27 protein-coding genes, 1 tRNA gene and 1 rRNA gene (1 of these 29 running past the window's edge) are annotated in these 26596 nt (G+C 41.3%); 13 read left to right on the top strand and 16 right to left on the bottom strand.

Annotation, left to right across the window (positions count from 1 at the left end):
• Positions 1 to 16: 16 nt before the first annotated feature.
• From MJO53_RS01365 to MJO53_RS01350, 4 genes are read left to right on the top strand one after another with little or no spacing between them, the layout of a single operon-like run.
• A complete protein-coding gene (locus MJO53_RS01365) occupies positions 17 to 712 on the top strand; it encodes a hypothetical protein (RefSeq protein WP_252080149.1) in 696 nt (231 codons plus the stop codon).
• 59 nt (positions 713 to 771) lie between these two features.
• Positions 772 to 1380, top strand: a complete 609-nt coding sequence (locus MJO53_RS01360; RefSeq protein ID WP_252080148.1) for a hypothetical protein — start codon at positions 772 to 774, stop codon at positions 1378 to 1380.
• Between the two features lie 6 nt (positions 1381 to 1386).
• Entirely contained in the window at positions 1387 to 2781 is a 1395-nt protein-coding gene (locus MJO53_RS01355; protein ID WP_252080147.1) for a hypothetical protein, read from the top strand.
• A complete protein-coding gene (locus MJO53_RS01350; RefSeq protein WP_252080146.1) occupies positions 2781 to 3188 on the top strand; it encodes a hypothetical protein in 408 nt (135 codons plus the stop codon). Before MJO53_RS01355 ends, MJO53_RS01350 begins: the two co-directional genes overlap by 1 nt.
• 302 nt (positions 3189 to 3490) lie before the next feature.
• Here MJO53_RS01350 and MJO53_RS01345 read toward each other — a convergent pair whose 3' ends face one another.
• The 4 genes from MJO53_RS01345 to MJO53_RS01330 form a co-directional block, all read right to left on the bottom strand.
• Entirely contained in the window at positions 3491 to 3910 is a 420-nt protein-coding gene (locus MJO53_RS01345; RefSeq protein WP_252080145.1) for an outer membrane beta-barrel protein, read from the bottom strand.
• Between the two features lie 36 nt (positions 3911 to 3946).
• The gene (locus MJO53_RS01340) at positions 3947 to 4150 is read right to left on the bottom strand and encodes a hypothetical protein (protein ID WP_252080143.1); all 204 of its coding nucleotides are present in this window, start codon (positions 4148 to 4150) and stop codon (positions 3947 to 3949) included.
• A gap of 1281 nt (positions 4151 to 5431) precedes the next feature.
• Positions 5432 to 6697 carry a site-specific integrase gene (locus MJO53_RS01335; RefSeq protein WP_252080141.1) on the bottom strand — a complete coding sequence of 422 codons (1266 nt, stop codon included), beginning with the start codon at positions 6695 to 6697 and terminating at the stop codon, positions 5432 to 5434.
• Between the two features lie 232 nt (positions 6698 to 6929).
• Positions 6930 to 7002 (bottom strand) — tRNA-Lys (locus tag MJO53_RS01330).
• Between the two features lie 118 nt (positions 7003 to 7120).
• Here MJO53_RS01330 and MJO53_RS01325 point away from each other — a divergent pair.
• Positions 7121 to 7633: a shikimate kinase gene (locus MJO53_RS01325; protein WP_252080140.1), complete on the top strand. Its 513-nt coding sequence runs from the start codon at positions 7121 to 7123 to the stop codon at positions 7631 to 7633.
• On the opposite strand, the gene MJO53_RS01320 is transcribed toward MJO53_RS01325, so the two are convergent.
• Together MJO53_RS01320 and MJO53_RS01315 are read right to left on the bottom strand one after the other, a co-directional pair.
• Complete coding sequence (locus tag MJO53_RS01320; RefSeq protein WP_224837720.1) at positions 7625 to 8122, bottom strand: phosphoribosyltransferase family protein; 498 nt, start codon at positions 8120 to 8122, stop codon at positions 7625 to 7627. The genes MJO53_RS01325 and MJO53_RS01320 overlap by 9 nt on opposite strands.
• A gap of 36 nt (positions 8123 to 8158) precedes the next feature.
• Positions 8159 to 8530, bottom strand: a complete 372-nt coding sequence (locus MJO53_RS01315; protein WP_252080139.1) for an RNA-binding S4 domain-containing protein — start codon at positions 8528 to 8530, stop codon at positions 8159 to 8161.
• Positions 8531 to 8607: 77 nt separating this feature from the next.
• Here MJO53_RS01315 and MJO53_RS01310 point away from each other — a divergent pair, with 77 nt between their 5' ends.
• A complete protein-coding gene (locus MJO53_RS01310) occupies positions 8608 to 9555 on the top strand; it encodes an FKBP-type peptidyl-prolyl cis-trans isomerase (RefSeq protein WP_252080137.1) in 948 nt (315 codons plus the stop codon).
• 79 nt (positions 9556 to 9634) lie between these two features.
• Here MJO53_RS01310 and MJO53_RS01305 read toward each other — a convergent pair whose 3' ends face one another.
• From MJO53_RS01305 to MJO53_RS01295, 3 genes are read right to left on the bottom strand one after another with little or no spacing between them, the layout of a single operon-like run.
• Positions 9635 to 10246 (bottom strand): outer membrane beta-barrel protein, encoded by a 612-nt coding sequence (locus MJO53_RS01305; protein ID WP_252080135.1) that lies wholly within the window; start codon positions 10244 to 10246, stop codon positions 9635 to 9637.
• Positions 10247 to 10301: 55 nt separating this feature from the next.
• The gene (locus MJO53_RS01300) at positions 10302 to 11255 is read right to left on the bottom strand and encodes a transketolase family protein (protein ID WP_224837716.1); all 954 of its coding nucleotides are present in this window, start codon (positions 11253 to 11255) and stop codon (positions 10302 to 10304) included.
• 17 nt (positions 11256 to 11272) lie between these two features.
• Positions 11273 to 12118: a transketolase gene (locus tag MJO53_RS01295; RefSeq protein WP_252080134.1), complete on the bottom strand. Its 846-nt coding sequence runs from the start codon at positions 12116 to 12118 to the stop codon at positions 11273 to 11275.
• A gap of 156 nt (positions 12119 to 12274) precedes the next feature.
• On the opposite strand from MJO53_RS01295, the gene tgt reads away from it, so the two are divergent.
• From tgt to MJO53_RS01270, 5 genes are all read left to right on the top strand, one after another.
• Entirely contained in the window at positions 12275 to 13405 is a 1131-nt protein-coding gene (gene tgt / locus MJO53_RS01290; protein WP_224837714.1) for a tRNA guanosine(34) transglycosylase Tgt, read from the top strand.
• The gene (locus tag MJO53_RS01285; protein WP_252080133.1) at positions 13405 to 14487 is read left to right on the top strand and encodes an LptF/LptG family permease; all 1083 of its coding nucleotides are present in this window, start codon (positions 13405 to 13407) and stop codon (positions 14485 to 14487) included. Before tgt ends, MJO53_RS01285 begins: the two co-directional genes overlap by 1 nt.
• A 114-nt stretch (positions 14488 to 14601) precedes the next feature.
• A complete protein-coding gene (locus MJO53_RS01280; RefSeq protein WP_224837712.1) occupies positions 14602 to 15555 on the top strand; it encodes an acetyl-CoA carboxylase carboxyltransferase subunit alpha in 954 nt (317 codons plus the stop codon).
• Positions 15556 to 15722: 167 nt separating this feature from the next.
• Positions 15723 to 17267 (top strand): replicative DNA helicase, encoded by a 1545-nt coding sequence (gene dnaB / locus MJO53_RS01275; protein WP_224837711.1) that lies wholly within the window; start codon positions 15723 to 15725, stop codon positions 17265 to 17267.
• A gap of 52 nt (positions 17268 to 17319) precedes the next feature.
• Positions 17320 to 18561: an asparagine synthetase B gene (locus MJO53_RS01270; protein WP_224837710.1), complete on the top strand. Its 1242-nt coding sequence runs from the start codon at positions 17320 to 17322 to the stop codon at positions 18559 to 18561.
• Here MJO53_RS01270 and MJO53_RS01265 read toward each other — a convergent pair.
• From MJO53_RS01265 to MJO53_RS01255, 3 genes are all read right to left on the bottom strand, one after another.
• Entirely contained in the window at positions 18558 to 19448 is an 891-nt protein-coding gene (locus MJO53_RS01265; RefSeq protein ID WP_224837709.1) for a dienelactone hydrolase family protein, read from the bottom strand. The two genes, MJO53_RS01270 and MJO53_RS01265, sit on opposite strands and share 4 nt — an antisense overlap.
• A 109-nt stretch (positions 19449 to 19557) precedes the next feature.
• A complete protein-coding gene (locus MJO53_RS01260) occupies positions 19558 to 20076 on the bottom strand; it encodes a YybH family protein (RefSeq protein ID WP_252080132.1) in 519 nt (172 codons plus the stop codon).
• Positions 20077 to 20171: 95 nt separating this feature from the next.
• A complete protein-coding gene (locus tag MJO53_RS01255) occupies positions 20172 to 20963 on the bottom strand; it encodes an HAD family hydrolase (protein WP_252080131.1) in 792 nt (263 codons plus the stop codon).
• A 97-nt stretch (positions 20964 to 21060) separates the two neighbouring features.
• Between MJO53_RS01255 and MJO53_RS01250 the strand changes: the two genes are divergently transcribed.
• Positions 21061 to 21483: a secondary thiamine-phosphate synthase enzyme YjbQ gene (locus MJO53_RS01250; protein WP_224837706.1), complete on the top strand. Its 423-nt coding sequence runs from the start codon at positions 21061 to 21063 to the stop codon at positions 21481 to 21483.
• A 103-nt stretch (positions 21484 to 21586) separates the two neighbouring features.
• Here MJO53_RS01250 and rplT read toward each other — a convergent pair whose 3' ends face one another.
• From rplT to thrS, 4 genes are all read right to left on the bottom strand, one after another.
• A complete protein-coding gene (gene rplT / locus MJO53_RS01245; protein WP_014033571.1) occupies positions 21587 to 21931 on the bottom strand; it encodes a 50S ribosomal protein L20 in 345 nt (114 codons plus the stop codon).
• Between the two features lie 90 nt (positions 21932 to 22021).
• A complete protein-coding gene (rpmI, locus tag MJO53_RS01240; RefSeq protein WP_224837705.1) occupies positions 22022 to 22219 on the bottom strand; it encodes a 50S ribosomal protein L35 in 198 nt (65 codons plus the stop codon).
• A 46-nt stretch (positions 22220 to 22265) separates the two neighbouring features.
• The gene (gene infC, locus MJO53_RS01235) at positions 22266 to 22817 is read right to left on the bottom strand and encodes a translation initiation factor IF-3 (protein WP_286037781.1); all 552 of its coding nucleotides are present in this window, start codon (positions 22815 to 22817) and stop codon (positions 22266 to 22268) included.
• Positions 22818 to 22853: 36 nt separating this feature from the next.
• Positions 22854 to 24794 carry a threonine--tRNA ligase gene (thrS, locus tag MJO53_RS01230; RefSeq protein ID WP_252080130.1) on the bottom strand — a complete coding sequence of 647 codons (1941 nt, stop codon included), beginning with the start codon at positions 24792 to 24794 and terminating at the stop codon, positions 22854 to 22856.
• A gap of 713 nt (positions 24795 to 25507) precedes the next feature.
• Here thrS and MJO53_RS01225 point away from each other — a divergent pair.
• A 16S ribosomal RNA gene (locus MJO53_RS01225) occupies positions 25508 to 26596 on the top strand (it continues 437 nt past the right edge of the window).

Genomic DNA, 26596 nt, shown 5'->3' with positions numbered 1-26596 from the left:
TCAATTAAATAAGCTTATGAAATCAATTGTTAAATTATTATTGGCCACCATGGTAACAGGTATTTGCACGCTGCATGCCCAAAAGTTGCCCAAGAACACAAACATCAATATTTCTCAGACCTCCAAAATAGATTTGAGCAATAAAATCATTGCCAAACCACAAAGGATAGACGTGAAAAAATTTGAAAGCCTTAATGCAAAACAAATAGCAAAACTTCCCGCAACCACATATGACCGTTCTGCGTTGTTAAGGCTTAAGTATAACAAATCATGGGAAATTGAACCTGGACGAATGACCGATAAGGATATGAAGGTAGTGTCATATTTTGGAAAATTTGAGCAGTCCCCTAGATACATCAGTGTGTATCCAGAAAACAAATATTATCCGCGAGTAAATAATGGAGCACCAGGGTTTCTGCCTGAAATGAGGTATCTGGTTTTGCAATTCAATCCAGAGGCCGGACAGAGATACCGCGTGATCATCAAACTTAAACCTGGGGAATACGGAAACAAAAAAGTGATGACCAATGTCACAGGAAGATATAACGATACGTGGTTCATCAATAACCAATACGACGAAATTATGTTCGATTTTATTGGTGATAGCAGAGAGATAAAGATAAGTCCGATTATAGCGGGGGCAGAGAACTATTATATCAAGTATGAACCATTGGAGATAGCGAATATTAAAGTTGATAGAATTGATGAATAGGCTTAACAGTAAGCCAAATTCAAAAATAGGAGTGCCTTAAGAAACATAATAACATCATTATGAAAGTATCAAACATAACCATTGCCTTTTTGGGCGTGTTGCTAATAGCTGCTTGCGGCAATACCAGTAAAGAGGAAAAATCAACTACAGAGAGTTCTGGGACAGATCTAAAATTGGAAGCTGCCAGCACAATGGATTTGGAGCAAAAAGGGGACTATGCCCAACTATACACGCCAAATGCAGATTGCAAACTTACCCCCTCCCAATTGGCGGAAGCTTTGGGATACAGCGATGGTCAAGTAGAAGAACAAAGCAACTATCAAGGAAATTGTTGGTATAAAGTGACCCATCCAGGCAATTTTACGGTCAACTACGGAATAAGCTTAGAAAAATGGGGAGACAAAAATATTGTCGAAGATGAAATAGAAAGTGGGCTGAAGAACGAGATGGTCGATGTGAGCATCAGTGAATCTGGCGATACCTATATAAAAAGACATCCGGTACAAGGCTTCCTGCTCCTGTTAAATACCAACTATGAAAACCCAATAAATATCAGCTATAGTTATTTGAACACCAGTGGCCCAAAACTGACGGATTCCCAAAGGGAAGAACAGAAACAGAATACTTACAAAATTGCCAACTATCTTATTGATCACTACCAAAAATAAATTAAGATGAAACCATTGCAAAACATCTTGTTGTTTGGCCTCTTGCTCATTGGTGCATTTCAAGGATCTGCCCAACCTTTTACCTTGGACAAAGCGATTCAACCTGTGGAACTAAAACTCTTGGCAGACACTAGAGCGGGGCACGAAGGGGAATTGGGCATTGTTTATTTTAATAGACTAAAGGATTCCGCAATGTACCACTGCGTTACCGGGCACGACCTTTATAATTTTGTTGACGTTTTGGTGACCAGTGTAGACGGCACTCCATTAAAAGTAAGTTTGGCAAAAGATAATTGGGAAGCCGTGCAGGCCCAACAAAACACTGTCAATGCGCGAGATGGGGTAGCGGACTTCAAAATACGCACCTGGGGAAGTTTTGGAATAAAAATAGAGCCGGAGCAACCCAACAATTCAATCTATACCATTGCCGTAGTGGCCAGCCCCGAAAAAAAAACCTATTTGGGCAGTGCCTTTAGGTCGATCAATGAAGATGAAATGACATCCAGTGGTGAACCCTCACCGAATGAAGCTGCTGGGACGAGCGGTGATGGAGGTGGGACCAATTACCTGTTGTACATTGCCCTTGGGGTTGCTTTACTGGTCATTGGTATTTTGGCAGGAAAGCTTATGGGAAGAAAAGGAAAAGGGACTGCAGTGGTTTTGGTGCTTCTATCATTAATGCCATTATCAAGCTTTGGACAAGATGGGGGCGCCGTGTTGACCATGGAAGAGTTTGAAAATTGGAAGGAGCAACAAAATTCAAAACATGCCATGGTCATGAGCCAATTGGCGGCCTTGGAAAGCGAGCGCAAAGCTGTGGACAAAACAGTCAAGGATCTAGACAAGACCATCTCTACGATACGGAAACAATGGGGCAACGTTAAATTGCTCTATGATACCTATAACAACGGATTGGGTAAATGTATCAGTTCCACTCCGCCGGCCCAGGCGCCCTCCATCCCTTCCATTTGCGCCGATTTGTATTTTGATGATAATGGGGAAATCTCTGAAGAGGAAGATCAAGAGTGCGCCGAATGTTTTCTGGAGGCCCGAAAGAAGTTTAACAACATGCGATACCAGTTTGAAAAGCTTGCCACGATCTATAAATGCACTAAGGACTTTTCCAATGCCGCAATTTCTTTTGGTGATGACGTATCTGGTTTTACCCCCAGTGGAGTAGGTGGATTGGCCTGGCAAACCCAACGAAGAAATATAGAAAAATCCGTTACAGAACTTGAACAGGCTTATGACAAAAAATATGGCGAGTTTCTTCAGAGCTTGGCCGATGCCATGATGGAACTCAATATTTGTGAGGCCAAGTACGGGGTTGAAGACTGGTACGACCGTTTTGGTTATATGTATTTTGAATTTATGAAAGAGAAATATCAAAGAAAAGACTAATGAAAGCAAAGAAATTCAAGTTCATCGTATTATTGTTCCTAGGCTTGGGCACATGGGTCAACTGTAAATCCATAAACCCAATAGTGACTTCCACCGATTCCAATATCATTGGATCATGGGAAGGATGTGACGGACGTGTAGTTACTTTTTATACCAATGAAAAAGGCGAAATAGAGGGACGGTATTCAAAACTAGGGGGGCTTGGAAGGTACAAGTTCACCTTGGATGAAGTAGGATTCCATCTTTCTCAGCAAACCCCTGGCACCTATGTGGGACAGGTGAAATGGAGAAATACTATGGGAACGGAAACTTGGAGGGATGAAACCATCATAGTAAAAGAAAATGTCCTAGAAACATCAAGTTCGGATGATTGTAGCAAGGAATTGACTAGAGTTGAACAAAAATGAGTCAATGATTTATGAGATAGTCCTTGAATAATATTTTTGAATCGTTTATTTAAATGTTGTTTGATTTAATGGATACTCACTTTAACTCATCGAATATATTTCTTGAGTCCAACAGAAAACCAGAACATTTGATTAAATAGGCTTTCATTTTGTTGTCGAATAGTTTTACTCCATCCTCTGCCAAATCCACCTAATACTTCAAACTTAAGGTTCTCGTTTAAAGAAAACTTAGCCCCGATTCCAGCAATGGATGAAATATCTAGTTTACTTCGAATGTTTTCTTCCGCAATTTCATTACCAAGTTAATCAGTCTTAATCAGATAGGAAAATCCTGGACCTAGAGTTATGAATGGTTGAAATTGTTGATCGTTAAACGGATAGTACCTAAAAAGAGTAGTGGCGTTAACGTAGTCCAATTTACTTTTAAAGTTGTCAATTCCGATTCTCAGTTTGCTTTCTTCATCAAAGTCTCCACCGTCTCTACCTTGATATCCTAGGCTTACATCCAATCCAAAATGATTAGAAAATATAAGTTCGTAGGTTATAGAGAAATTTAGTCGAGTCAAATATTCAATAGATCCTGTATTTGCAGTTCCAGTATTGTCTCCTGTTCTCAATGTGGCAAAGTTTACCCCAGTTCTAAACCCAATTTCAGAATTTTGACTTTTTACGGTTAAAGAAAAAAAGAAGGCTAAGCAAACTAGAAGGTTATAGTATTTCATTCTTATTGTAATCGTTTATTTGAACTTTATGAGTGATTAATCCTTGGTGTACTCATATTCTTTTAGCTCATCCAATTCTTCCGATATTCTTAATCTCCATTCAAGAAACTTTGGATAGTTAACCAAGACTTCATAGTCGTACTTTTCTTGCGTCGATTGGCATAAATTATATATGCTATCGGAAGTAGAGGTGTAAATTTCTTCATCATTAATGTTTCCTTCACTATATAATTTTCGCAATTTTCTTGTGTATAGCTCTTGAATGTCAAAATGAAGTTGCTCATGCTCTAAAGTTTTGGAATCATTTGTATTTGTCCATGAACGACATTTTTGGAAATAACATAGAGGATAAATCTCAACTTGCCCATAAACATTTTTCATGCTAATGTATTGAATTGTCATTCCGGTACCAGCCCTATTATGTATCCTAACTGGGGTAGGCGGCCCCTTGAAATCATCCCAAGTTAAGGGCCTATTTTTATTCCACAGGATTAAGGAGTCATTTTCTTGAATTATTTCTTGTCCAAATGATGCAAGACCCATATGAAACAACAATATTACGAATGCACTTCTCAAATATTCTATTTCTTGTTTTGAATGGTGGTTAATCGTTTATTTGAACTTTTATAAATGTAGGAATTTTCTAGTCGTTAAAAATTGGGTTTTCGGTGTAAAGATGGAATAGTGGTCAATCGGTATTGAGTGATTTAACTTAATTATAGGGGTAATAAAGGGTCTAAATGGGAAACCAATTAAGTGTACGGAAAAAGTAAACTTTTTAGAATCAGTGGACTCGTTTTACACTGAAAGTTCAATTAAACTGTGGGTTAAAATTCCCTTGTTCTAAATGGAAATCCAGAAAAAAGGCGAACGCAACGAAGTGGAGTGCTGCAAGGCCCATATCTTACCCTTAACTAATACTACTGAGCTAGGCAATTTTAACTATTAATCCGATATACTCTTCTCATTATTTGAGATAATCCAAAGTTTTGTTGGCTTCAATTTAATACCGTTTCAATCTCCATTCCATTACTTCAAGCTTCAGATAACTCTTTGCAAAACTGTTCTTGACCACCGGTTCCTTTCTTTATTCTGTCATTTGTTGATTGCTTTTCCAAAGGCCCAATTTTGTTTTTTCGTCAAATTGCCTCAATTTTTTCGTCAAAAATCCCCAGTGTTTATTGGGCCTCCGAGGGCATTTACTGTAGATTTCCGAAAAGTCTACTGTAGCCCCTGTTTTTGCCAAGTATTCCAAAATCCATTCAAGCGACTGGTTTTCAACTTGTTGAAGACCCGAAAGCAACCGAGATGGCGCAATTTGCGCATCACCCTCTTGCTATTCGTTTTTTCACGCGAGCGTGAAAACCCAAATACCTTTCTTTAGTGTATAGAGTATCAATTAACTAAGTGGCTGTTGTTTCATTGGAGCTGTTAATTGAACTTGTCTTTCCAAACACCACAAAAAGCCGATAGGAACCAAATGGAAAAGTCGAAGGTAAGACTTGGGACCTGAATTATTTTTTATTTTGGACGTGTTACTTTTTTTTGTTGGGTACTTTGATTTTTTAGCTTGGATCTAAGCTGTTGCATATCATTGCTGACCTTCTTTTCAATAACACGTGCATAGATCTGAGTTGTTGCCAATTTGGTATGGCCAAGCATTTTTGATACTGTCTCAATGGGAACACCATTTGACAATGTCACGGTCGTTGCAAAGGTGTGGCGAGCCATATGGAAGGTAAGATTCTTTTTGATCTTGCACAGGTCAGCAATCTCCTTTAGGTAGCTGTTTAATTTTTGGTTGGATATTTTTGGTAATAAGGTACCCGTTGCTTTTGTTCTTGCATGTCCAAGGTATTTATTTACAAGAGAAAGCGGGACATCCAATAAGGGGAGTTCATAGGGAACTCCGTTTTTATTTCGTTTTGCGGTTATCCATTTATTCCCATCAATCCCGATGACAAGATTTTTATGGGTAAGTTGTACGATGTCTCCATAGGGAATACCTGTATAGCAACTAAAAAGAAAAAGGTCTTTTACAATTTCAAGACGCTCGCATGTGATTTCTAAATGAACAATGTTCTTAAGTTCTTCCTCAGTCAGAAACTCCCTCTGCCTTTTTTCCATTTTAGGGGTAAATTTTTTAAATGGATCGTCTTTCAACCAATTCAGTTCAACTGCCAACTTTATTTGTTTTCTGAAACGTTGGATATGTTTCATTACAGCATTGTTGGCAATGGACTTTCTGTAATGTTTCTTTGGGTCATAAGCGCGCAGGAAGCTCTCCAATCGCAAAAGGAAAGGATAATCAAGTTCGTGTAACGGATAATCATTTTTATTGTATTGTTGTTTGATGAATTCAAGAACATACTTTTGATTGGTACTATAATGGCAAAGGGTTTTGGGAGCCAATTTTTCCTTGTTGGTCTCATTGTGGAAATCAAAGACCTCACTCAAATAATGTGCCTTTTGGTTCTCACCAAGATAATGGGATTTAATCTTTTCCACGGTAACTAGACCATGTTCCGCCTTCAGTTTCCGGTACAGTTGGAAAACATCCATTCTGACCTCCTCCAGGTATTCGTTTAAATATCTGGCTGATGCTTTGGTGCCTTTGGCACGTTGTTTTTTTGAGTCCCAACTATTGACATTCAGTTTTTTCTTCAGGCTGATGTTGGCCTTTTTGCCGTTAAGACTGATTCTGGCGTAAAGATTTGCTTCATTATTGGCATTTGCTCGTTGGGCGTATTGCCAAATTAGGATGGAAAATGTGTTAGTTGATCTCATAGAGACGAGTTTTTAATTAAACAATCTGCTACGAAAGTCAAATCAACCATACAGTCAAATCGTCCGATTTTCAATGCCAAAATTTCATGTTGACGAATTGAAAAACTTATGTTGACGATTTGTGAACTCTTTTAAACCATTTTATATCAAATTAAATGATATGCCAAAAAATGCAAAATCCTGTAAATCAATTAGATTACAGGATTTTGATATCTTATGGTTTGTTAAAAAGTGACCTGACTGGGGCTCGAACCCAGGACCCTCTCCTTAAAAGGGAGATGCTCTACCAACTGAGCTATCAGGTCTTCATTAAGTGCCCAGCTGTTTGGCTAAGCGGGTGCAAATATAACATCAATAATCTATTTTCCAAGGTGAATTAATGATAAATTTGTGTTTTTTTAAAATCAGATAAAATTCTTAAACATGAAATTGGTTTTACTAGGATATATGGCAAGCGGAAAGTCGACCGTTGGAAGATTGTTGGCCAGGCATTTAGATGTTAAGTTTATCGACTTGGACGAGTATATCGAGGCACATCAAAAAAAATCGATAAAAAATATTTTTTCTGAACATGGAGAGATATTTTTTAGAAAACTGGAACATCAACTACTCTCCGAAGTATTGGATAAAGATGAATCCATCATACTTTCTACCGGAGGAGGAACACCTTGTTATGGAAATAATATGGAAACAATCCTAAATAAATCCGATCATTCCATCTACCTAAACCTGGGCATTCCCAATTTAGTGGAAAGAATAGTAAAGGGCAAGGACAAGCGACCGCTGGTCAAAAATATAGAAGATGCGGAACTTCCGGAGTTTGTGGGAAAACATTTGTTCGAGCGCCGACCCTATTACGCCAAGGCCAAACATATTTTGGATTGCAATGGGGACGACCCGGATACTACGGTAAATAAAATACTCTCGCTACTCTAAATAGACCGCGTTGTTTTTGGGTTCAAAATCCACCTTAATGTGCTCGTTCAAAGAGGTAGATAGGGAAATGCCCTTAAAATCGGCCTTAATAGGGTATTTTTTATGATTTCTGTTCACCAATACAGCTGTTTTAAGCTGTTTTATGGGTGTTTTAAGAAAGTGATGGGTTCCATATATCAACGTTGTTCCGGAATTAAGTACATCGTCCACCAATACAATGGATTTGTTAAGATAATCCGCTTCGGGAAGTGAAGTGCTCACGCCACTTTCCAACGGATTTTTTTTGTTCATATCCACTTTGCACAACACAATTTCCGAATCTGTAATCTTTTTGAGTACGGCGATTATTTTTTTCGCAAAACTTAAACCACTTCCATTTATGCCCGCGATAACAATTTCCTTTTCGTTCACATTGGTCTCATAGATCTGATAGGCGATTCGTTTGGCAATATGCTGAATTTGGTCGTGGGTAAGAATGCGGTTTATCATGGTAAATTATGCTTGGTTCAAAGATATAAAAACGGTTTATTCCGGTTCGTCCATAAAGTCGTCCAAATCGCGACGGTCCTTTTTTGTAGGTCTTCCCAATCCCTTTTTACGGTAATGTTTTTTTGCATATTGAAGTAGTTCGCTGTGTTCAAAAGCATCTTTGGGAGTGGTGTCCTTTCGGTAAATATCCACCAGTTTTGCACCAACGCGGCTATCCGGAAGGTCCAAAACGGTAAGTTGGTAATCTATCTGGTTTTTTCGGACCAATATTTTATCCATGGGATAAACCTCTCGGGAAGGCTTCACAGCATTTCCGTTTACCTTTACATGACCTTTTTTTACCGCATTGGATGCAATGCTCCGGGTTTTAAAGTATCTAACGCACCAAAGGAACTTGTCTATCCGCATGTCTTCGCAAATCTTTGTTAATGGACAAAGCAAAAATAACGGAAAATTGTATCTTGCGCGCCTAAATAATTGACTTGATGAGGTACGGAATTACAATTTTCTTATGTTTTGCGATCGCTCTCGTATCCTGTAACAATGATGACGATGACGGTGTAGTTGAGGTGCCACCTAGGTTATTGGCCGAAGTAGCGACCGAAGATCACGAAACCATCAAAGAGTTTTTGAACACCCACTTTTACAACTACGAGGATTTTGATACCCCTCCTTCAGATTTCGATTATAAAATTGTTATCGATACCATTGCTGGGGAGAATGCGGGCAAGAAACCATTAATGGAAGATGCGGTTCCGTTGACCATAAAGGTGTCGTCCAACCAATTTGGTTTGAGCGAAGAAGAAACGGATGTAGAGCACACCTATTACTATATTGAGGTTCGTGAAGGCGAGGGGGGGAGCCCCACCTATGCAGATTCAACATTGGTGAGATATCAAGGTTCCGCCTTGGATGGTGAGCTGTTCGATGAAAATCAAGATTTTACGTGGCAGGAGTTGCCTTCGACATACAGGGGCTACGCTAATGGCATTTCCAACATGAAAGCAGGGACTACCGACCAAGTGGTGGATAATCCCGATGGTACCTATCAAATCAACAATAGTGGTTTGGGCATTATTGTTATGCCATCTGGTTTGGCCGCGTTCAATGGTACAGCAGGAACCGCTGGAACCTATGCGCCGGTGCTTTTTAAAATAGAACTAGGCCTTTATGTGGAAGATACCGACAGCGATAATGATGGCATTCCGTCTATTTTGGAAGATGTGAACGGAAATGGTTATTTGCTGGATGATAATACCAATGCCGATGAAGAAAGATTTAGTCCGGTTGCCAACTTCCGTGACCCGGACGATGATGGCGACGGAGTTTCGACCAGAAAGGAAATTTCTGATGAGAACGGCAATATTATACTGCCCTATCCCGATTCGAATGGTGATGGTACACCGGATTATTTAGATCCCGATATCAATTGATTGGTAGTAGATGTAAATAGAATATAAAAAAAGCCCTGTTGGTACCAACAGGGCTTTTTTTATATGGTCAAAACAATTCCTATAATTTGAGCGATAGTGCAAAGATAACTTGGGAAGGCCTGGAGTCTACCCTTCCTTCGACATTGGCAACATTTGCATCAATAAATTCAGCTTCGTTTTCGGAGAAGCCTCTTTCATATCTAACATCGAGTCCCAATTTTCCCAAATTAACGCCGACACCGGCATTTAAACCTACGGTAAAATCATTTTTTACATCTTCAATTTCAAGATCGCCCAAATCGTTGTTCAACGTATATTGGAAAGCAGGACCGGCAAAAATATGTAGTGGGCCTATCAATTTATATCCTAAAAGAACGGGCATATCCAATTTGGAGACATCATAATCCTGAGAATCACCTGCGACCTCGTACGAACTCTTGGTTTTGGAATACACCAATTCAGGTCTCAAATAGATTTTAGGAAAATCCAATTTGCCCCAAAACCCAAAATGATAACCGGCCTTACCTTTGGCTCCTTCCACAATATCGGAACCACCTTCTCCGACCGAGCTGATCAAATCACCGTTCTTGTTGTAAGATAAACCGGCCTTGATACCAAAACCAGAGCCACTTTGGGCCATTACCGTTGTTCCGATTAGAGCAAAAACTGCTACTAAAAAAGTTTTTTTCATAAGTGTTGTTTTTTAAAAGGTTGAAAAAATATTCCAAAGGAATATCGTATCGAAACTATTTTCGCTTCAACACTTTTAAAACGGCTGCTTCAATGGCTTTATTGTTCAATCCGTATTTCTCCATAAGCTGATCTGGAGTGCCACTTTCCCCAAAAGTATCTTGAGTTGCCACAAACTCTTGTGGGGCAGGATTATGCGATGCCAGAACTCTGGAAACACTTTCTCCAAGCCCTCCCAAATAATTGTGTTCCTCGGCCGTTACCACACATCCGGTTTTTTTAACGGAATCCAAAATTGCCTTTTCATCCAAAGGTTTTATGGTATGGATATTGATCACTTCTGCCGATATACCTTGGTTTTCCAATGCTTCGGCAGCTATTAGGGCCTCCCAAACCAAATGTCCCGTTGCGATTATGGTGACATCGGACCCTTGGTTGAGCATTAGAGCTTTTCCAATTTCAAATTTTTGGTCCACTGGAGTAAAGTTGGCCACTTTGGGCCTTCCAAAACGGAGATAAACCGGACCATGGTGCTCCGCAATGGCAATGGTGGCAGCTTTTGTTTGGTTAAAATCGCATGGGTTGATGACCGTCATTCCCGGTAGCATCTTCATAAGGCCTATGTCTTCCAAAATTTGGTGTGTTGCACCATCTTCACCTAGGGTTAGTCCGGCGTGAGAGGCACATATTTTTACATTTTTGTCCGAATATGCGATGGATTGTCTAATTTGATCGTAGACCCGCCCTGTTGCAAAATTTGCGAACGTGGATGCAAAAGGAATCTTACCGCCGATGGTCAGACCTGCAGCAATTCCCATCATATTGGCTTCGGCAATACCTACTTGAAAGAAACGCTCAGGGTTTTCCTTAATAAAAGTTTCTATTTTAAGGGAGCCTACAAGGTCGGCACAGAGGGCTACTACATTTGGATTGGTTCTCCCCAATTCCGTCATACCAGCACCATATCCGCTTCTCGTATCTTGTTTTCCTTGATCTGTATATTTAGTCATTGTTTCTGTTTCTAAGATTAGTAATCGCCTAAAGTTTCTGGGTTCTGTTCCAATGCATTTGCCAATTGCTCATCGTTCGGAGCTTTACCGTGCCATGCATGGGTGTGCATCATAAAGTCTACTCCATTGCCCATTTCGGTTGTCATCACAATACAAACAGGCTTTCCTTTTCCAGTTCTGCTCTTAGCTTGGTTCAAGGTGGCAATTACGGCATCAAGATCGTTGCCGTTTTCCAGTTCGATGACGTCCCATCCAAATACCCTGAATTTTTCTGCTACATCGCCCAACGGAAGTACGTCTTCCGTTTCACCATCTATTTGTTTGCCATTGCGGTCAACGGTAGCGATCAAATTGTCGACCTTATTTCCGGCCGCATACATGATCGCTTCCCAGTTTTGTCCTTCCTGTAGTTCTCCATCGCCATGAAGGCTGAATACCAAATGATCATCACCATTTAATTTTTTTGCAAGTGCGGCACCAATGGCTACCGACATGCCTTGACCCAAAGATCCGGACGCCACACGGACCCCGGGCAATCCTTCGTGTGTGGTGGGGTGGCCCTGTAATCTTGAATCGATTAATCTAAATGTGTTCAATTCTTCAACAGGGAAGTATCCTCTCCGAGCTAAAACACTATAAAAGACCGGTGAAATATGGCCATTGGACAAGAAGAAAAGGTCTTCTCCGATTCCATCCATATCAAAACCATCTTTTAAATCCATAATGTCGTTGTAGAGGGCAACAAGAAATTCGGTACAGCCCAAAGATCCCCCGGGGTGTCCGGAATTTACCTTGTGCACCATTCTTAAAATATCCCTTCTTACCTGTACTACCAGGTCCTGTAATTCTTGCGTATTCGGCATGGTGTCTCTAATTTAAGCATCAAATGTACTGGCATTATTTGTGGAAAACAAGTGCCTAAAACACAATGGTCGGCATATATGCGGTTGGAAACTTTATTTTTTTGTTAAGGATTGGCGAAACTGAGTTGGTTATATTTGCGGTTTTAAAACAAACAATTGGATTTTACCCTATTACAAACGGATAGCAAGACCAAGGCCAGGGCAGGTAAACTTGAAACTGACCATGGAACTATACAGACCCCTATTTTTATGCCCGTAGGAACGGTTGCCACCGTAAAGGGCGTGCACCAGCGAGAATTAAGGGACGAGATAAACCCCGATATTATCCTGGGGAATACGTATCACCTTTATTTAAGACCCAAAACCACCATATTGAAAGAGGCAGGGGGACTCCATAAATTTATGGGTTGGGACAGGCCTATATTGACGGATAGTGGTGGCTACCAAGTATACTCACTATCGGACAACAGAAAAATAAAAGAGGAAGGCGTAAAATTTAAATCCCATATAGATGGATCCAACCACTTTTTTACACCTGAAAATGTAATGGAGATACAGCGGACCATTGGCGCCGACATTATCATGGCTTTTGATGAATGCACACCCTATCCTTGCGATTACCAATACGCGAAGCGATCTATGCACATGACGCACCGATGGTTGGACAGATGCATCAATCATCTGGAAAAACTGCCGTACAGCTATGATTATACCCAAAGTTTTTTTCCCATTGTGCAGGGTTCCACGTATAAAGACCTAAGAAAACAATCGGCGGAATACATTGCTTCCGTAGGAGCGGAAGGAAATGCGATTGGTGGTTTATCCGTGGGAGAGCCTGCAGAGGAAATGTACGAAATGGCAGAATTGGTCTGCGATATTTTACCAGAAGATAAACCAAGATATTTGATGGGTGTTGGTACACCGATCAATATATTGGAGAATATTGCGTTAGGAGTGGACATGTTCGATTGTGTTATGCCCACCCGAAATGCAAGGAACGGAATGTTGTTCACGGCGCATGGTACCATCAACATCAAGAACAAAAAATGGGAAAACGATTTTTCGCCTATTGATGAAATGGGAATTACCTATGTGGACACCGAATATTCCAAGGCGTATTTGCGCCATTTATTTGCTGCCAACGAATATTTGGGCAAGCAAATTGCCACGGTTCACAACCTTGGATTTTATTTATGGTTGGTGCGTACCGCTAGAGAACGTATTTTAGCCGGAGATTTTTTGGAGTGGAAAACCAAAATGGTCCGTCAAATGGATAAAAGATTGTAATGTTTACCATACTCGATAGATACATCTTAAAGCGCTACTTGATCACCTTTATGGGGATGCTCTTGTTGTTTGTGCCTATCGGGATCATGGCCAACCTGGCCGAAAAGATTGGTAAGATCATAGATAACGAAGCCCCATTGGCAGAAGTAATCGTGTTCTATGGGAATTTCACTTTAGTGATCGGCAACCTTCTGTTGCCCATATTCCTTTTCCTGTCCATAATATTTTTTACATCCAAACTGGCAAGCAACACCGAAATTGTGGCCATTTTAAGTTCGGGCGTATCTTTTTGGAGGTTTTTGCGCCCTTATTTTGTGGGTGCTACTTTGGTGGCCATTCTTATTTTTATGATGGGTATGTTCATTGTGCCCCATGCCAGTATCGGGTTCAACGAATTTGAATATAAATATTTTAAAAAGGGAAAACGAGACCGGGTAACGGAGAACATCTTTAACCAGTTGAACGAGAACGATTATATCTACGTTAGCAGTTTTGATCCCAATCGTCAGATCGGTTACAATTTTACCTACGAGCATTTTGATTCCATTGGAAAGTTGGACTACAAAATTTTCGCAAGTAACATTAGATGGGTCGAGGACGATAGTATCTACAGACTTACCAATTACGAAAAACGAACCATATTGAACGAAAGGGAGTTTATAGATGCCAAAAGGCGACTCGATACTGTTTTCTCCTTCAAAATAGACGATTTAACGCCAGTTTCTTACGTGGCCGAGACCAAAAACCTTTTTGAACTGAACAAATTTATTGAAGATCAACGCAGAAAGGGAGCGTCCAATATTAATGCCTATGTCCTGGTAAAATATAAACGATGGGCTTTGCCCATTGCTGCTTTTATTCTTACCGTAATAGCCGTTGCCGTTTCCTCGGTAAAGCGAAGAGGGGGCATGGGGCTTAATCTGGCCTTTGGTATAGGAGTGGCCTTCGTATATATTTTCTTTGATAAAGTATTTGGGACCCTGGCGGAACAATCTGGTTTTTCACCATTGCTCGCTGTGGTAATTCCCAACTTACTTTTTGGTGTTTTTGCCGTTTATATGCTCATGAAAGCTAAGCGATAAACCATCAAATTTGATCTATAGGGCTGAAGTTAAAACATTTGCATATTTCATGCGAGTAAGCCATAATGTTATATATTTGTCCCCATTGTTTTTTGTGAAAATAAATGACTTCCCATGGAATATCTAGATTTTGAACTCCCCATCAAAGAACTTGAAGAGCAACTTCAAAAGTGTATGATCATAGGGGAGGAAAGTGATGTGGACGTGTCCGAAACGTGCACACAGATCGAACAGAAACTTGATCAGACCCGAAAGGACATCTATAAAAACCTAACTGCTTGGCAAAAAGTACAATTGTCAAGACACCCCAGTAGACCTTATACAATGGATTACATTAAAGCCATTTGTGGAGATACCTTTTTGGAGCTCCATGGAGACAGAAATGTAAAGGACGATAAGGCGATGGTAGGCGGACTTGGAAAAATAGGGGACCAGAGTTACATGTTCATTGGTCAGCAAAAAGGGTACAATACAAAAACGCGCCAGTACCGAAACTTTGGAATGGCCAATCCGGAAGGGTACCGAAAGGCGCTCAGATTGATGAAATCCGCAGAAAAGTTCAAAATCCCAGTAGTATGTTTTGTAGATACTCCGGGAGCCTACCCAGGTATCGAGGCAGAGGAGAGGGGGCAAGGTGAGGCCATAGCCCGCAACATTCTCGAGATGACCCGACTTAAAGTACCGATCATCGTTATTATTATTGGTGAAGGAGCATCGGGAGGCGCACTGGGCATTGGAGTAGGAGACAAAGTACTTATGTTGGAGAACACATGGTACTCCGTTATATCCCCAGAATCCTGTTCATCCATACTTTGGAGGAGTTGGGAATTTAAAGAGCAGGCCGCCGATGCACTGAAGTTGACCGCAACCGATATGAAAAAACAAAAGCTGGTCGATGAGATAGTGAAAGAACCATTGGGCGGAGCACATGCCAATAGAGAAAAAACATTTGAAACCGTCGCGAACAAAATTTCGTCACATTTCGAAGAGCTCAAAAAGTTATCACCAAAAGAATTGGTGAAAGCTCGCATGGATAAATATGCGAATATGGGTGTCTTTAGTGAATAAATCTTGTTTTTCGGGGGTTCACCTTTTTCTTTAGGTTTTATCCTCAATTTTTTTTATGTTATTAACAGGTATTTTAAGTTATCAACAATCCAATTGTTGAGTACCTGTGGAAATCGTATTCATCTAATTTAAAGTTAACTTAAGGTTAATTAGCTACTTTCGCATTCATGGAAAAACCTAGCCCTATCGTAGGACATCGAGTGGACAAATCTGCCCTAATCAATCTTGAAAGAGGTAAAATACCGCCTCAAGCTGTTGATTTAGAGGAGGTTGTATTGGGGGCTATGATGATCGATAAAAAAGGTGTTGATGAAGTAATCGATATTCTGCACCCAGACGTATTCTACAAGGATTCCCATAAATATGTTTATGAAGCCATCTTCAAGTTGTTCGAATCTTCTGAACCAGTGGATTTATTAACGGTCTCCGGACAGTTAAAGAAAGATGGGAAACTAGAAGCGGTAGGCGGGGACTTTTATTTGATAAAACTGACCCAAAAGGTCGCTTCATCCGCACATATCGAGTTTCACGCGCGGATCATCCTTCAAAAATATATCCAACGAAGCCTGATTAAAATATCCAACGACATTATTGAAGAGGCATATAGCGATGCAACCGATGTTTTTGATCTGTTGGACAGTGCCGAAGCAAAATTGTACGAGGTAACGCAGGGCAACTTAAAGCGTTCTGCGGAAACTGCACAGAATTTGGTAATACAGGCCAAAAAACGAATTGAGGAAATTTCCAATAAGGAAGGGCTTAGCGGTATCCCATCAGGATTCGATAAATTGGACAAGCTTACATCCGGGTGGCAACCCAGTGATTTGATCATTGTTGCGGCAAGACCTGGTATGGGTAAAACGGCATTAACGCTTTCCATGGCACGTAATATTGCCGTGAATTCCGAAATTCCAGTGGCGTTCTTCTCCTTGGAGATGTCCTCCGTACAGTTGATTACCCGTTTAATATCTTCCGAAACAGGATTGTCCTCCGAAAAATTGAGGACCGGTAAATTGGAAAAACACGAGTGGGAACAATTGAACGTTAAGGTAAAGACCCTGGAAAAGGCGCCTTTGTTTATAGACGACACCCCTTCGTTGTCCATATTTGACCTTCGTGCCAAGGCCAGGCGATTGGCATCCCAACACGGAATTAGACTTATAATAATAGATTATTTGCAGTTGATGACCGCAGGGGGTAGCCAAAAAGGAGGAAACCGTGAACAGGAGATTTCTACCATATCCCGTAACCTAAAGGCATTGGCCAAGGAACTTAATGTTCCTGTAATAGCGCTGTCCCAGTTATCGCGGGCGGTGGAGACCCGTGGAGGTAGTAAAAGACCTATTCTTTCCGATTTGAGGGAATCCGGGGCCATTGAACAGGATGCGGATATTGTATCCTTTATCTATAGACCGGAATATTATAAAATTGACGAGTGGGACGATGAGGAACGCACCCCGACCCAAGGTCAAGCAGAATTTATTGTGGCCAAACACCGTAATGGTGGTTTAGAAAATATTAGGTTAAAATTTGTGGGTGCTCTGGGTAAATTTGATAACTTGGATGACTTTGATTCCCCATTCGAATTCCAATCGAAGATGAATGCGGACGAAGAAAATCCCTTTGCGACACCAAATCTTCCGAGTGCGGACGATGCTTTCGGTAGCGCAATGAACAGTAATGACCCAGATGATAACGACGTGCCGTTTTAAAAAATTACTTTCCAAAGTGTCATTTCGAGCGTATGCGAGAAATCTCACCTACATGTTTGTTTTGTTTTTTTTCTTTAAAGCTTCAGCCTCCGTTATTCTGATTCCAATGGATGCCGAAGGGCAGAAAAATCATTTAAAAGCTTACGGAATAACCTATTGGGTACTCTCCAAACAACAAAAAGTGCAATGGTTGCTCAATTATCGGGGCGGTTCCTTTATTTTGCCCGATGGAGATGCCATTCGAAAGGAATGCCAAATTCGAGGTGTTTCCTTTGAGGTCTTGTCCGACGCACAGGCCGAGCAAATCTTGGATGACATTTCCAGTCCTTCCCAAAATCAAGATGCGGTAATCCTAGAAAAAGCACCAAAGATTGCCGTGTATTCCCCAAAGGGAAACCAACCTTGGGACGATGCCGTTACCATGGTGCTTACCTATGCCGAGATTCCCTATACAACCATTTATGATACCGAGGTTTTAGGAGATAAACTGGCCTTGTACGATTGGCTGCACCTCCACCATGAAGATTTTACAGGTCAATACGGCCGATTTTACGGACATTACCGTGCAGCACCATGGTACATCAGAGATAAGGAGAAGGCAGAAGAGTTGGCCAAAAGTCTCGGCTATGCCAAGGTCTCCGATCAGAAATTGGCAGTGGCCCTAAAAATAAGAAATTATGTTATCGGAGGTGGGTTTATGTTTGCCATGTGTTCCGCGACCGATAGTTTTGATATTGCCCTTGCGGCAGAAGATGTGGATATTTGCGAACCTATGTTCGATGGGGATCCCTCGGATGCGAATTATCAGGCCAAACTTAATTTCAACAATACGTTCGCCTTCACCAATTTTACTTTAGAACGAAACCCCATCCGCTACGAGTTTTCATCCATCGATATGACAAATAAGCGAGCCAATGTCCCCAAGGAATCAGATTACTTTTCGTTGATGGAATTTTCCGCTAAATGGGATCCGGTGCCCACTATGTTAACACAAAACCATACAAGTTTGGTAAAAGGGTTTATGGGGCAAACAACAGCCTACACCAGAGCGCAGATCAAACCGACCGTTATGGTTTTGGGCGAGAACAAAATCAATGGAGAGGCCAGGTATATCCATGGTATTAAAGGAAAGGGTTTCTTTACTTTTTATGGTGGTCACGATCCGGAAGATTATCAGCATAGGGTAGGAGACCCGAAAACGGAGCTGGAACTGCATCCTACTTCGCCCGGTTATCGTTTGATTTTGAACAACGTTTTGTTCCCTGCTGCCCGCAAAAAGAAGCAAAAGACCTAGCTCAAGTGCTTTTTGAAGAAATCTATGGTCCTTTCCCACGCTAAATTGGCTGATGCCTCATCAAAACGGGGGGTGGTATTATTATGGAAACCGTGGTTGACATCGGGGTAAAAATGCGCTTCGTATGCTTTGTCGAATTTTTTTAATTTGGCCTCGTAGTCTTCCCAACCAGCATTTACCCGTTCATCCAATCCTGCAAAATGAATTAATAGGGGGGCTTTTATTTGGGCCACTTCCTTCTCCTCCTTGGGCTGACTGCCATAAAAAGGAACAGCAGCGGCCAATTCCGGTACTTTTACGGCCATCATGTTCGAAATCCATCCGCCAAAACAAAAGCCGACTACCCCCACTTTACCGTTGCAGTTTTCATGGTTTTTGAGATATTCGTAAGCGGAGATAAAATCCTCCAACATCTCGTTACGGTCCCGTTCCCGTTGCATCGCCCTTCCCTCGTCATCATTTCCGGGATAGCCTCCAAGTGGGGTGAGGGCATCCGGAGCCAACGAAATAAAGCCTGCCTTGGCAGCTCTTCTTCCCACATCTTCAATATAAGGATTAAGGCCTCGGTTTTCGTGCACCACAACTACACCGCCCATTTTACCGGAGCTGTTTTTTGGCTTGGACAACAACCCCTTGATTTCTCCACCGCCCTTTGGGGAATTATAAGTAATGAACTTGGAATCCAATTCCGGATCATTGGGAGATACGGTCAAGGTGTCCTTGTAATTGGGCATCACAAAACTGAGCAGGGATGCCAGAGTGATGCCACCTACGGCATAAACGGAAAGCTTCTCCATAAACTCTCTACGATCTAACTGATTGTGGGCATATTTGTCGTATAGGTCAAAAACCTCTTGTTTAATGTCTTCTTTTTTTAGTGATGCCATAGTGTTGGTGTTTGGTTATCAATGACCTTAAGGTACAAATTATCCTATTGCTGAATCATAAAATTAATTGGAAAGTGCTTCTGCAGTGCCAAGCCGGAAATAGTTTTGATTACTTTTTTATGGTGAGACTATCCACCGGTTTATTTTTTGGCCATGCCTGACTGATCATGTGATCGGTGATCAACCATTTTCCCTGCATATTTTGATACACCCTCAAGTGGTTGATTATCCTGTCGTCCATGGGTGTTCCATCGGGCCATTTTTGATTTGTACGGATGTTTTGTGTTCGTACCGTGGCAATGGAATCATTTGGAAAACGGATATCGTTCGCTCCATAATTGTTTTCTCCGGACATAACAAAATTCAATCCAAAAATCGATTCCAAGAGTTTTTGTAAATCTTCCTTGGATCGTGCCCTATCACCAAAGGCATTGGTCCAGTCTATTTCATCGGCATAATATTTTATTGCAAGTTGAAGATCTTTTGATTCCCAGGCTTTATCCCAAGCATCAATACTTTCAATAATTTGGGCAGAGTCTTTGGCATGATCGATTTGGGATTCGACGATTTTGTTGTCACAACCAGCAAGAAGAAATATAAGGACCACTGCGTATGCTATATTTTTCATACGATTGATTTTTTAAAAAACGGGGGAAGTTGCAATCGACGTAATCAGCTGCTAATCATAAAGATATATAAAAAATACAATTCGGTCAGAAAATCTTAGAGGAGTTTTTCCAAAATGCGCTCCACACCATAATCGTCGTTGCTACTGGTTGTGTATTTCGCTGTTTTTAGCACATTGGGGTGTGCATTGGCCATGGCAAAACTATAATCCGACAATTGAAGCATTTCTAAGTCGTTGTTGTAGTCCCCAAATACCATTATTTCGTTGGAAGAGATATTGTATTGATCCATTACCTTTTGCAGGGCATAGCCCTTATGTGCGTTTAAGTCGGAAATATCGACCCAGTTGGCACCTGAGACCTTAACTTTTAAGTCGCGTTCCAGATGTTTTACATGAGGAAAAATGTGCTTTTCGGAGCTCTCAAAATGGTAGATGGCAATTTTTAAGACCTCTTCATCCACTTGTTTTTGGTGATCTACTATTTCAAACTCCGAATAGTATTCACGAAGCATGTCTATAAACTCATTGGAAGTACCACCTACAAAGGCATTGTTTTGACAGCATAGCACAGGATGTACATGCTCCAAAGGAAGCACGGTGTCCAGGATGCGGTGTACTTCGGATGTGCTAATTGGGGTCGAGAGCAAGGTTTGTTCCTGTTTTTTGATCAGGGCCCCGTTTTCGGCAATTATCAAAATTTCGTTCTTGATGGAATCCAATTTATCGACCATGCTATGGTACTGTCTGCCACTCGCTGCTACAAAAGCAATATTTTTCTTTTTGAGTTCTTGATATATTTCAAAAAAACGGGGGCTTACCTCATGGTTGGAATTTAATAGAGTCCCATCCATATCGGTGACCACCATCTTAATTTGTGATAAATCCATGTAAAATAGTTAAGCCACAAAGGTATTTTATATTCACAGATAGCAACGGTAGTTTTGGTAAACTTTATATTAATTTCGGGCAAGAGAATTTTTTGGCATGAATTTTTATCAGAAAGAAATACAACTACGGTCTTATTCTAGAGGATTCCATTTGATTACGGATATAATTCTTGATGCCTTGCCTGAACTCCGAAAGATAAACACTGGGTTTTTGCAGGTCTTCATCAAGCATACTTCGGCCAGTTTAACGATCAACGAGAATGCGGATCCCACGGTTCGAACAGATTTTGAAAGCCACATGAATATGATGGTACCTGAAAATGCGCCGTATTACGTGCATACTTACGAAGGACCGGACGACATGCCCGCTCACATCAAGGCCTCCCTAATGGGAACTTCGGTACAGATTCCTATAACCCAGGGTAGATTGAACATGGGTATATGGCAAGGTATTTACCTGTGCGAACATCGTAACCAAGCTTCGGGCCGGCAATTGGTGGTTACCGCTTATGGTCAATAAATGAAGTCGTATCGGTTTTTGCCCAGTGGAGAACATATATAAAATAAAAGATCCCGCACGAGGCGGGATCTTAAAATAAGCGGGGTAAGTTTATATTAACTTTTTACTTTACTTTCTCAACGATTGCCTTGAAAGCATCTGGGTGGTTCATGGCCAAATCGGCAAGAACTTTTCTGTTAAGCTCTATTCCATTGGCTTTTACTTTACCCATAAATTGAGAGTAAGACATTCCGTGCATTCTGGCACCAGCATTGATACGGGTAATCCATAGCGAACGGAAAGTACGCTTTTTGTTTCTTCTATCACGGTAAGCGTAAAGCATTGCTTTTTCTACCGCATTTTTGGCTACCGTCCAAACGTTTTTACGTCTTCCAAAGTAACCTTTGGCTTGCTTCATCACTTTTTTTCTTCTAGCTCGTGAAGCAACTGAATTTACTGATCTTGGCATAATGTGTCATTTTTTTGTAGCAGGCGCCTCAATTTTTGAGGACTTGGTTGGCCCGACTCCATGGTTAATAAATAATGTACCGGTGAACAATTATTTTAAACGTAACTGTTCTTTGATGTTGTCCTCATCCGCTTTGTGAACCAAAGTGGAATGGGTCAACTTCAGCTTTCGCTTTTTAGATTTTTTGGTCAAAATGTGACTCTTAAAAGCGTGCTTTCTTTTGATTTTACCAGAACCGGTAAGCTTAAAACGCTTTTTGGCACTGGATTTTGTTTTCATCTTAGGCATTTTCCTAGTATTTAACTCCGCTTATTAGACCGAACTATGTTCGGTTTTATTTTTTACTTGTTTTGGGTGCGATGAACATGGTCATTCGCTTACCTTCCAATTTTGGCATTTGCTCAACCTTACCTAGGTCTTCCAATTCCTGTGCCAACCTTAGAAGTAATATTTCGCCTTGATCTTTATAAACGATGGAACGTCCTTTAAAGAATACATAGGCTTTTAACTTGGCTCCGTCTTTCAAGAATTTCTCTGCGTGTCTTTTCTTGAAATCGTAATCATGATCATCCGTCTGTGGGCCAAATCTAATTTCCTTTACGACCACTTTACTCGCTTTGGCCTTCATGGCTTTGTCACGTTTCTTTTGCTCGTAAAGGAACTTTTTATAGTCCATTACCTTACAAACAGGGGGTTCGGCATTTGGTGAAATTTCTACCAGGTCCAATTCCTGTTCGGTTGCTATTTCCCTAGCTTTTGATATGGGGTAAACACCCATTTCAACATTATCGCCGACAAGACGTACTTCCCGGGCTTTTATTTTTTCATTGATGTTGTGAGGGTTTTTGTTTTCCCTCCTGGGTTGGGGTCTAAATCTTCTTCTAATTGCTATGACGTAAACTTTTTAATTAAACTTAATTTTTTAGAACGACTTTAAGGTACTATTTATTTCAGTAGTTACCAAGTCTGAAAAAGCATTAACGCTCAGACTTCCTAAATCTTCGCCGCCATGACGCCTAACAGAAATGGTAGCAGACTCTTCTTCCTGTTCACCTACAATGATCATGAATGGAATTTTTTTGAGTTCTGCTTCACGGATTTTTTTCCCTACCGTCTCGTTCCTATTATCAATGAGCGCGCGAATTTCGTGATTTTCTAACGAATTCAAAACTTTTTCCGCATATTTTTCGTGTTTCTCGCTGACGGGCAGTACAATAGCCTGTGTCGGAATCAACCAAAGCGGGAAGTTTCCTCCGGTATGCTCCAGCAATAGGGCAACAAATCGTTCCATACTGCCAAAGGGCGCACGGTGGATCATTACCGGTCTGTGCAGTTCATTATCACTGCCTTTGTAAGTCAGGTCAAATCGCTTCGGTAAATTATAGTCAACCTGAATGGTGCCCAATTGCCAGTTTCTGCCTAGGGCATCTTTTATCATAAAATCCAGTTTTGGACCATAAAACGCAGCTTCACCACTTTCGATTATGTAGTTTAGACCTTTCTCTTCGGCAGCGTTGATAATTGCGCTCTCTGCTCTGTCCCAATCTTCGGCATTACCAATATATTTGTCGGGATTTTCCATATCCCTTATGGATACTTGGGCCGTAAAATCGTCAAAACCCAATGAGTTGAGTACATATAAGGTAAGATCGATAACATTTTTGAACTCGTCGTTCAATTGCTCGGTGGTGCAAAATATGTGCGCATCGTCTTGAGTAAAACCCCTTACCCTGGTAAGGCCGTGCAGTTCACCACTCTGTTCGTACCTATATACAGTGCCAAACTCCGCATAGCGTTTTGGCAAATCCTTGTAACTGTATGGTTTGCTGTTGAAAATCTCGCAATGATGAGGGCAGTTCATGGGTTTTAACAAAAACTCTTCGTCCTCTTTTGGTGTATGTATGGGTTGAAAGCTATCTTCACCGTATTTGGCATAGTGACCGGATGTAACATAAAGTTCCTTTTGGCCAATATGTGGGGTCACCACCATTTCATAACCGGCTTTCTTCTGTGCTTTTTTAAGGAATTGTTCCAAGCGTTCACGTAATGCTGCTCCATTGGGCAACCATAAAGGGAGGCCTTGGCCAACCTTTTGTGAAAATGTGAAAAGCTCAAGTTCTTTCCCTAATTTTCTGTGGTCCCTTTTTTTGGCCTCTTCCAAGAGCTGAAGATATTCCGTTAATTCTTTCTGTTTTGGAAAAGAAATACCGTAAACGCGGGTTAACTGTGTATTGTTTTCATCGCCGCGCCAATAAGCACCGGCAACGCTCAAAAGCTTAATTGCTTTTATAATGCCTGTGTTCGGAATATGCCCTCCTCGACACAGGTCGGTAAATGTGCTATGGTCGCAAAATGTTATGGAACCATCTTCAAGGTTTTCAATGAGCTCAACCTTATACTCGTTCCCTTGTTCTTTATAATAAGAAAGAGCCTCTGCTTTGGATACGCTTCTCATTTTATAGTCGTGCTTGCCTCGAGCTATTTCCAAAGCTTTCTTCTCTATCTTCGGAAAATCTTTTTCGGAAATGGTATGATCGCCAAAATCCACATCATAATAAAATCCGTTTTCAATGGCCGGACCAATGGTTAGCTTAATTCCAGGATAAAGCTCTTCCAAAGCTTGGGCGACTACGTGGGATGTAGAGTGCCAAAATGCTTTTTTGCCCTCAGCATCTTTCCAAGTGTAAAGAGTCAATGCGCCGTCTGTGGTCAATGGGGTGGAAGTCTCGACCGTTGTATCATTGAACTTTGCAGAAATAACGTTTCGGGCAAGCCCTTCGCTAATACTTTGGGCGACAGAAAAGGGAGAAGTTCCCTTTTCGACTTCTTTTACAGCACCATCAGGCAATGTGATCTTTATCATGTTGTTTAAACTTCTAAGTTTTATTTTCAAGACGACAAAGATAATACCTTGTATAGATGCTGCAATACCTATTTACTATATAAGCATTAATTTTCTTGGTATCAAAAGGTGATTGTGGTCGATTTGTAAAAGGAAACGGTTGAAAACGAATGCAACTTTTGAATTTTTCAAAAAAATTGTATTTTTATCTGCTTTGTTTTCAGTTGATTGACGATATGTTGTTGGGAGAATTAAAAAAACCTCTTGTTTATTCTCAAAATGGTGTTACATTTGCAGCCCCAAAAACAACAAAGGGTTTGTTTTTTGGAGACGTTCACAGGCATTTTGAAAGACTGTTTTTGGCAAAAGAAAAAAACAGAAAAAAATAAAGCAAAGCATTGTGTAATCAAAAAAAGCATTTTACATTTGCAGCCCGAAAAACACCAAGGTGTGCAAGGGAAAAGTTCATGTAAAAAAAACTGTTTTTGAGGTCGAAAAAATGTTTTGAATTTTTTTTCAAAAAAATCTTGCCAAATAAAAAAACAGTTGTAAATTTGCACCCGCTTTACCGAATAGGTGAAGAGGTGAAATCGATAAGAAATTGATTTTGATTATCGGTTCGAGTGAAACAAACAAGTTCATATACATATTGTAACGACAGCGTAAGAATTATAAAGAACCATTTTGATGCGGGGACTCGTGTTTTCGGGTGTCGGACAGACATTCAAGGAAATACAATGAAGAGTTTGATCCTGGCTCAGGATGAACGCTAGCGGCAGGCCTAACACATGCAAGTCGAGGGGCAGCGGGAAAAAGCTTGCTTTTTTGCCGGCGACCGGCGCACGGGTGCGGAACGCGTATGGAACCTGCCCCTGTCAGGGGAATAGCCCAGGGAAACTTGGATTAATGCCCCATGGTACCGTTACATCGCATGATGTTTCGGTTAAAGATTTATCGGACAGGGATGGCCATGCGTACCATTAGTTAGTTGGCGGGGTAACGGCCCACCAAGGCAGCGATGGTTAGGGGCCCTGAGAGGGGGATCCCCCACACTGGTACTGAGACACGGACCAGACTCCTACGGGAGGCAGCAGTGAGGAATATTGGACAATGGGCGGGAGCCTGATCCAGCCATGCCGCGTGCAGGATGACTGCCCTATGGGTTGTAAACTGCTTTTATACGGGAAGAAACGCACCTACGTGTAGGTGTCTGACGGTACCGTAAGAATAAGGACCGGCTAACTCCGTGCCAGCAGCCGCGGTAATACGGAGGGTCCGAGCGTTATCCGGAATCATTGGGTTTAAAGGGTCCGTAGGCGGGCCTGTAAGTCAGGGGTGAAAGTTTGTGGCTCAACCATAAAATTGCCTTTGATACTGCAGGTCTTGAGTCATGGTGGGGTTGCCGGAACATGTGGTGTAGCGGTGAAATGCATAGATATCACATAGAACACCGATCGCGAAGGCAGGTGACCAACCATGTACTGACGCTGATGGACGAAAGCGTGGGTAGCGAACGGGATTAGATACCCCGGTAGTCCACGCCGTAAACGATGGATACTAGCTGTGGGGACTTCGGTCTCCGTGGCCAAGCGAAAGTGATAAGTATCCCACCTGGGGAGTACGTTCGCAAGAATGAAACTCAAAGGAATTGACGGGGGCCCGCACAAGCGGTGGAGCATGTGGTTTAATTCGATGATACGCGAGGAACCTTACCAGGGCTTAAATGCAGGCTGCATGGGGTAGAGATACCCCTTTCTTCGGACCGCCTGCAAGGTGCTGCATGGTTGTCGTCAGCTCGTGCCGTGAGGTGTCAGGTTAAGTCC

Origin of the sequence: Flagellimonas marinaquae (assembly GCF_023716465.1) — a bacterium.
GTDB classification, from domain to species: domain Bacteria; phylum Bacteroidota; class Bacteroidia; order Flavobacteriales; family Flavobacteriaceae; genus Flagellimonas; species Flagellimonas alginolytica.
The sequence above is the reverse complement of the archived record's forward strand: the minus strand, read 5'-3'. Positions and strand labels throughout refer to the sequence as shown.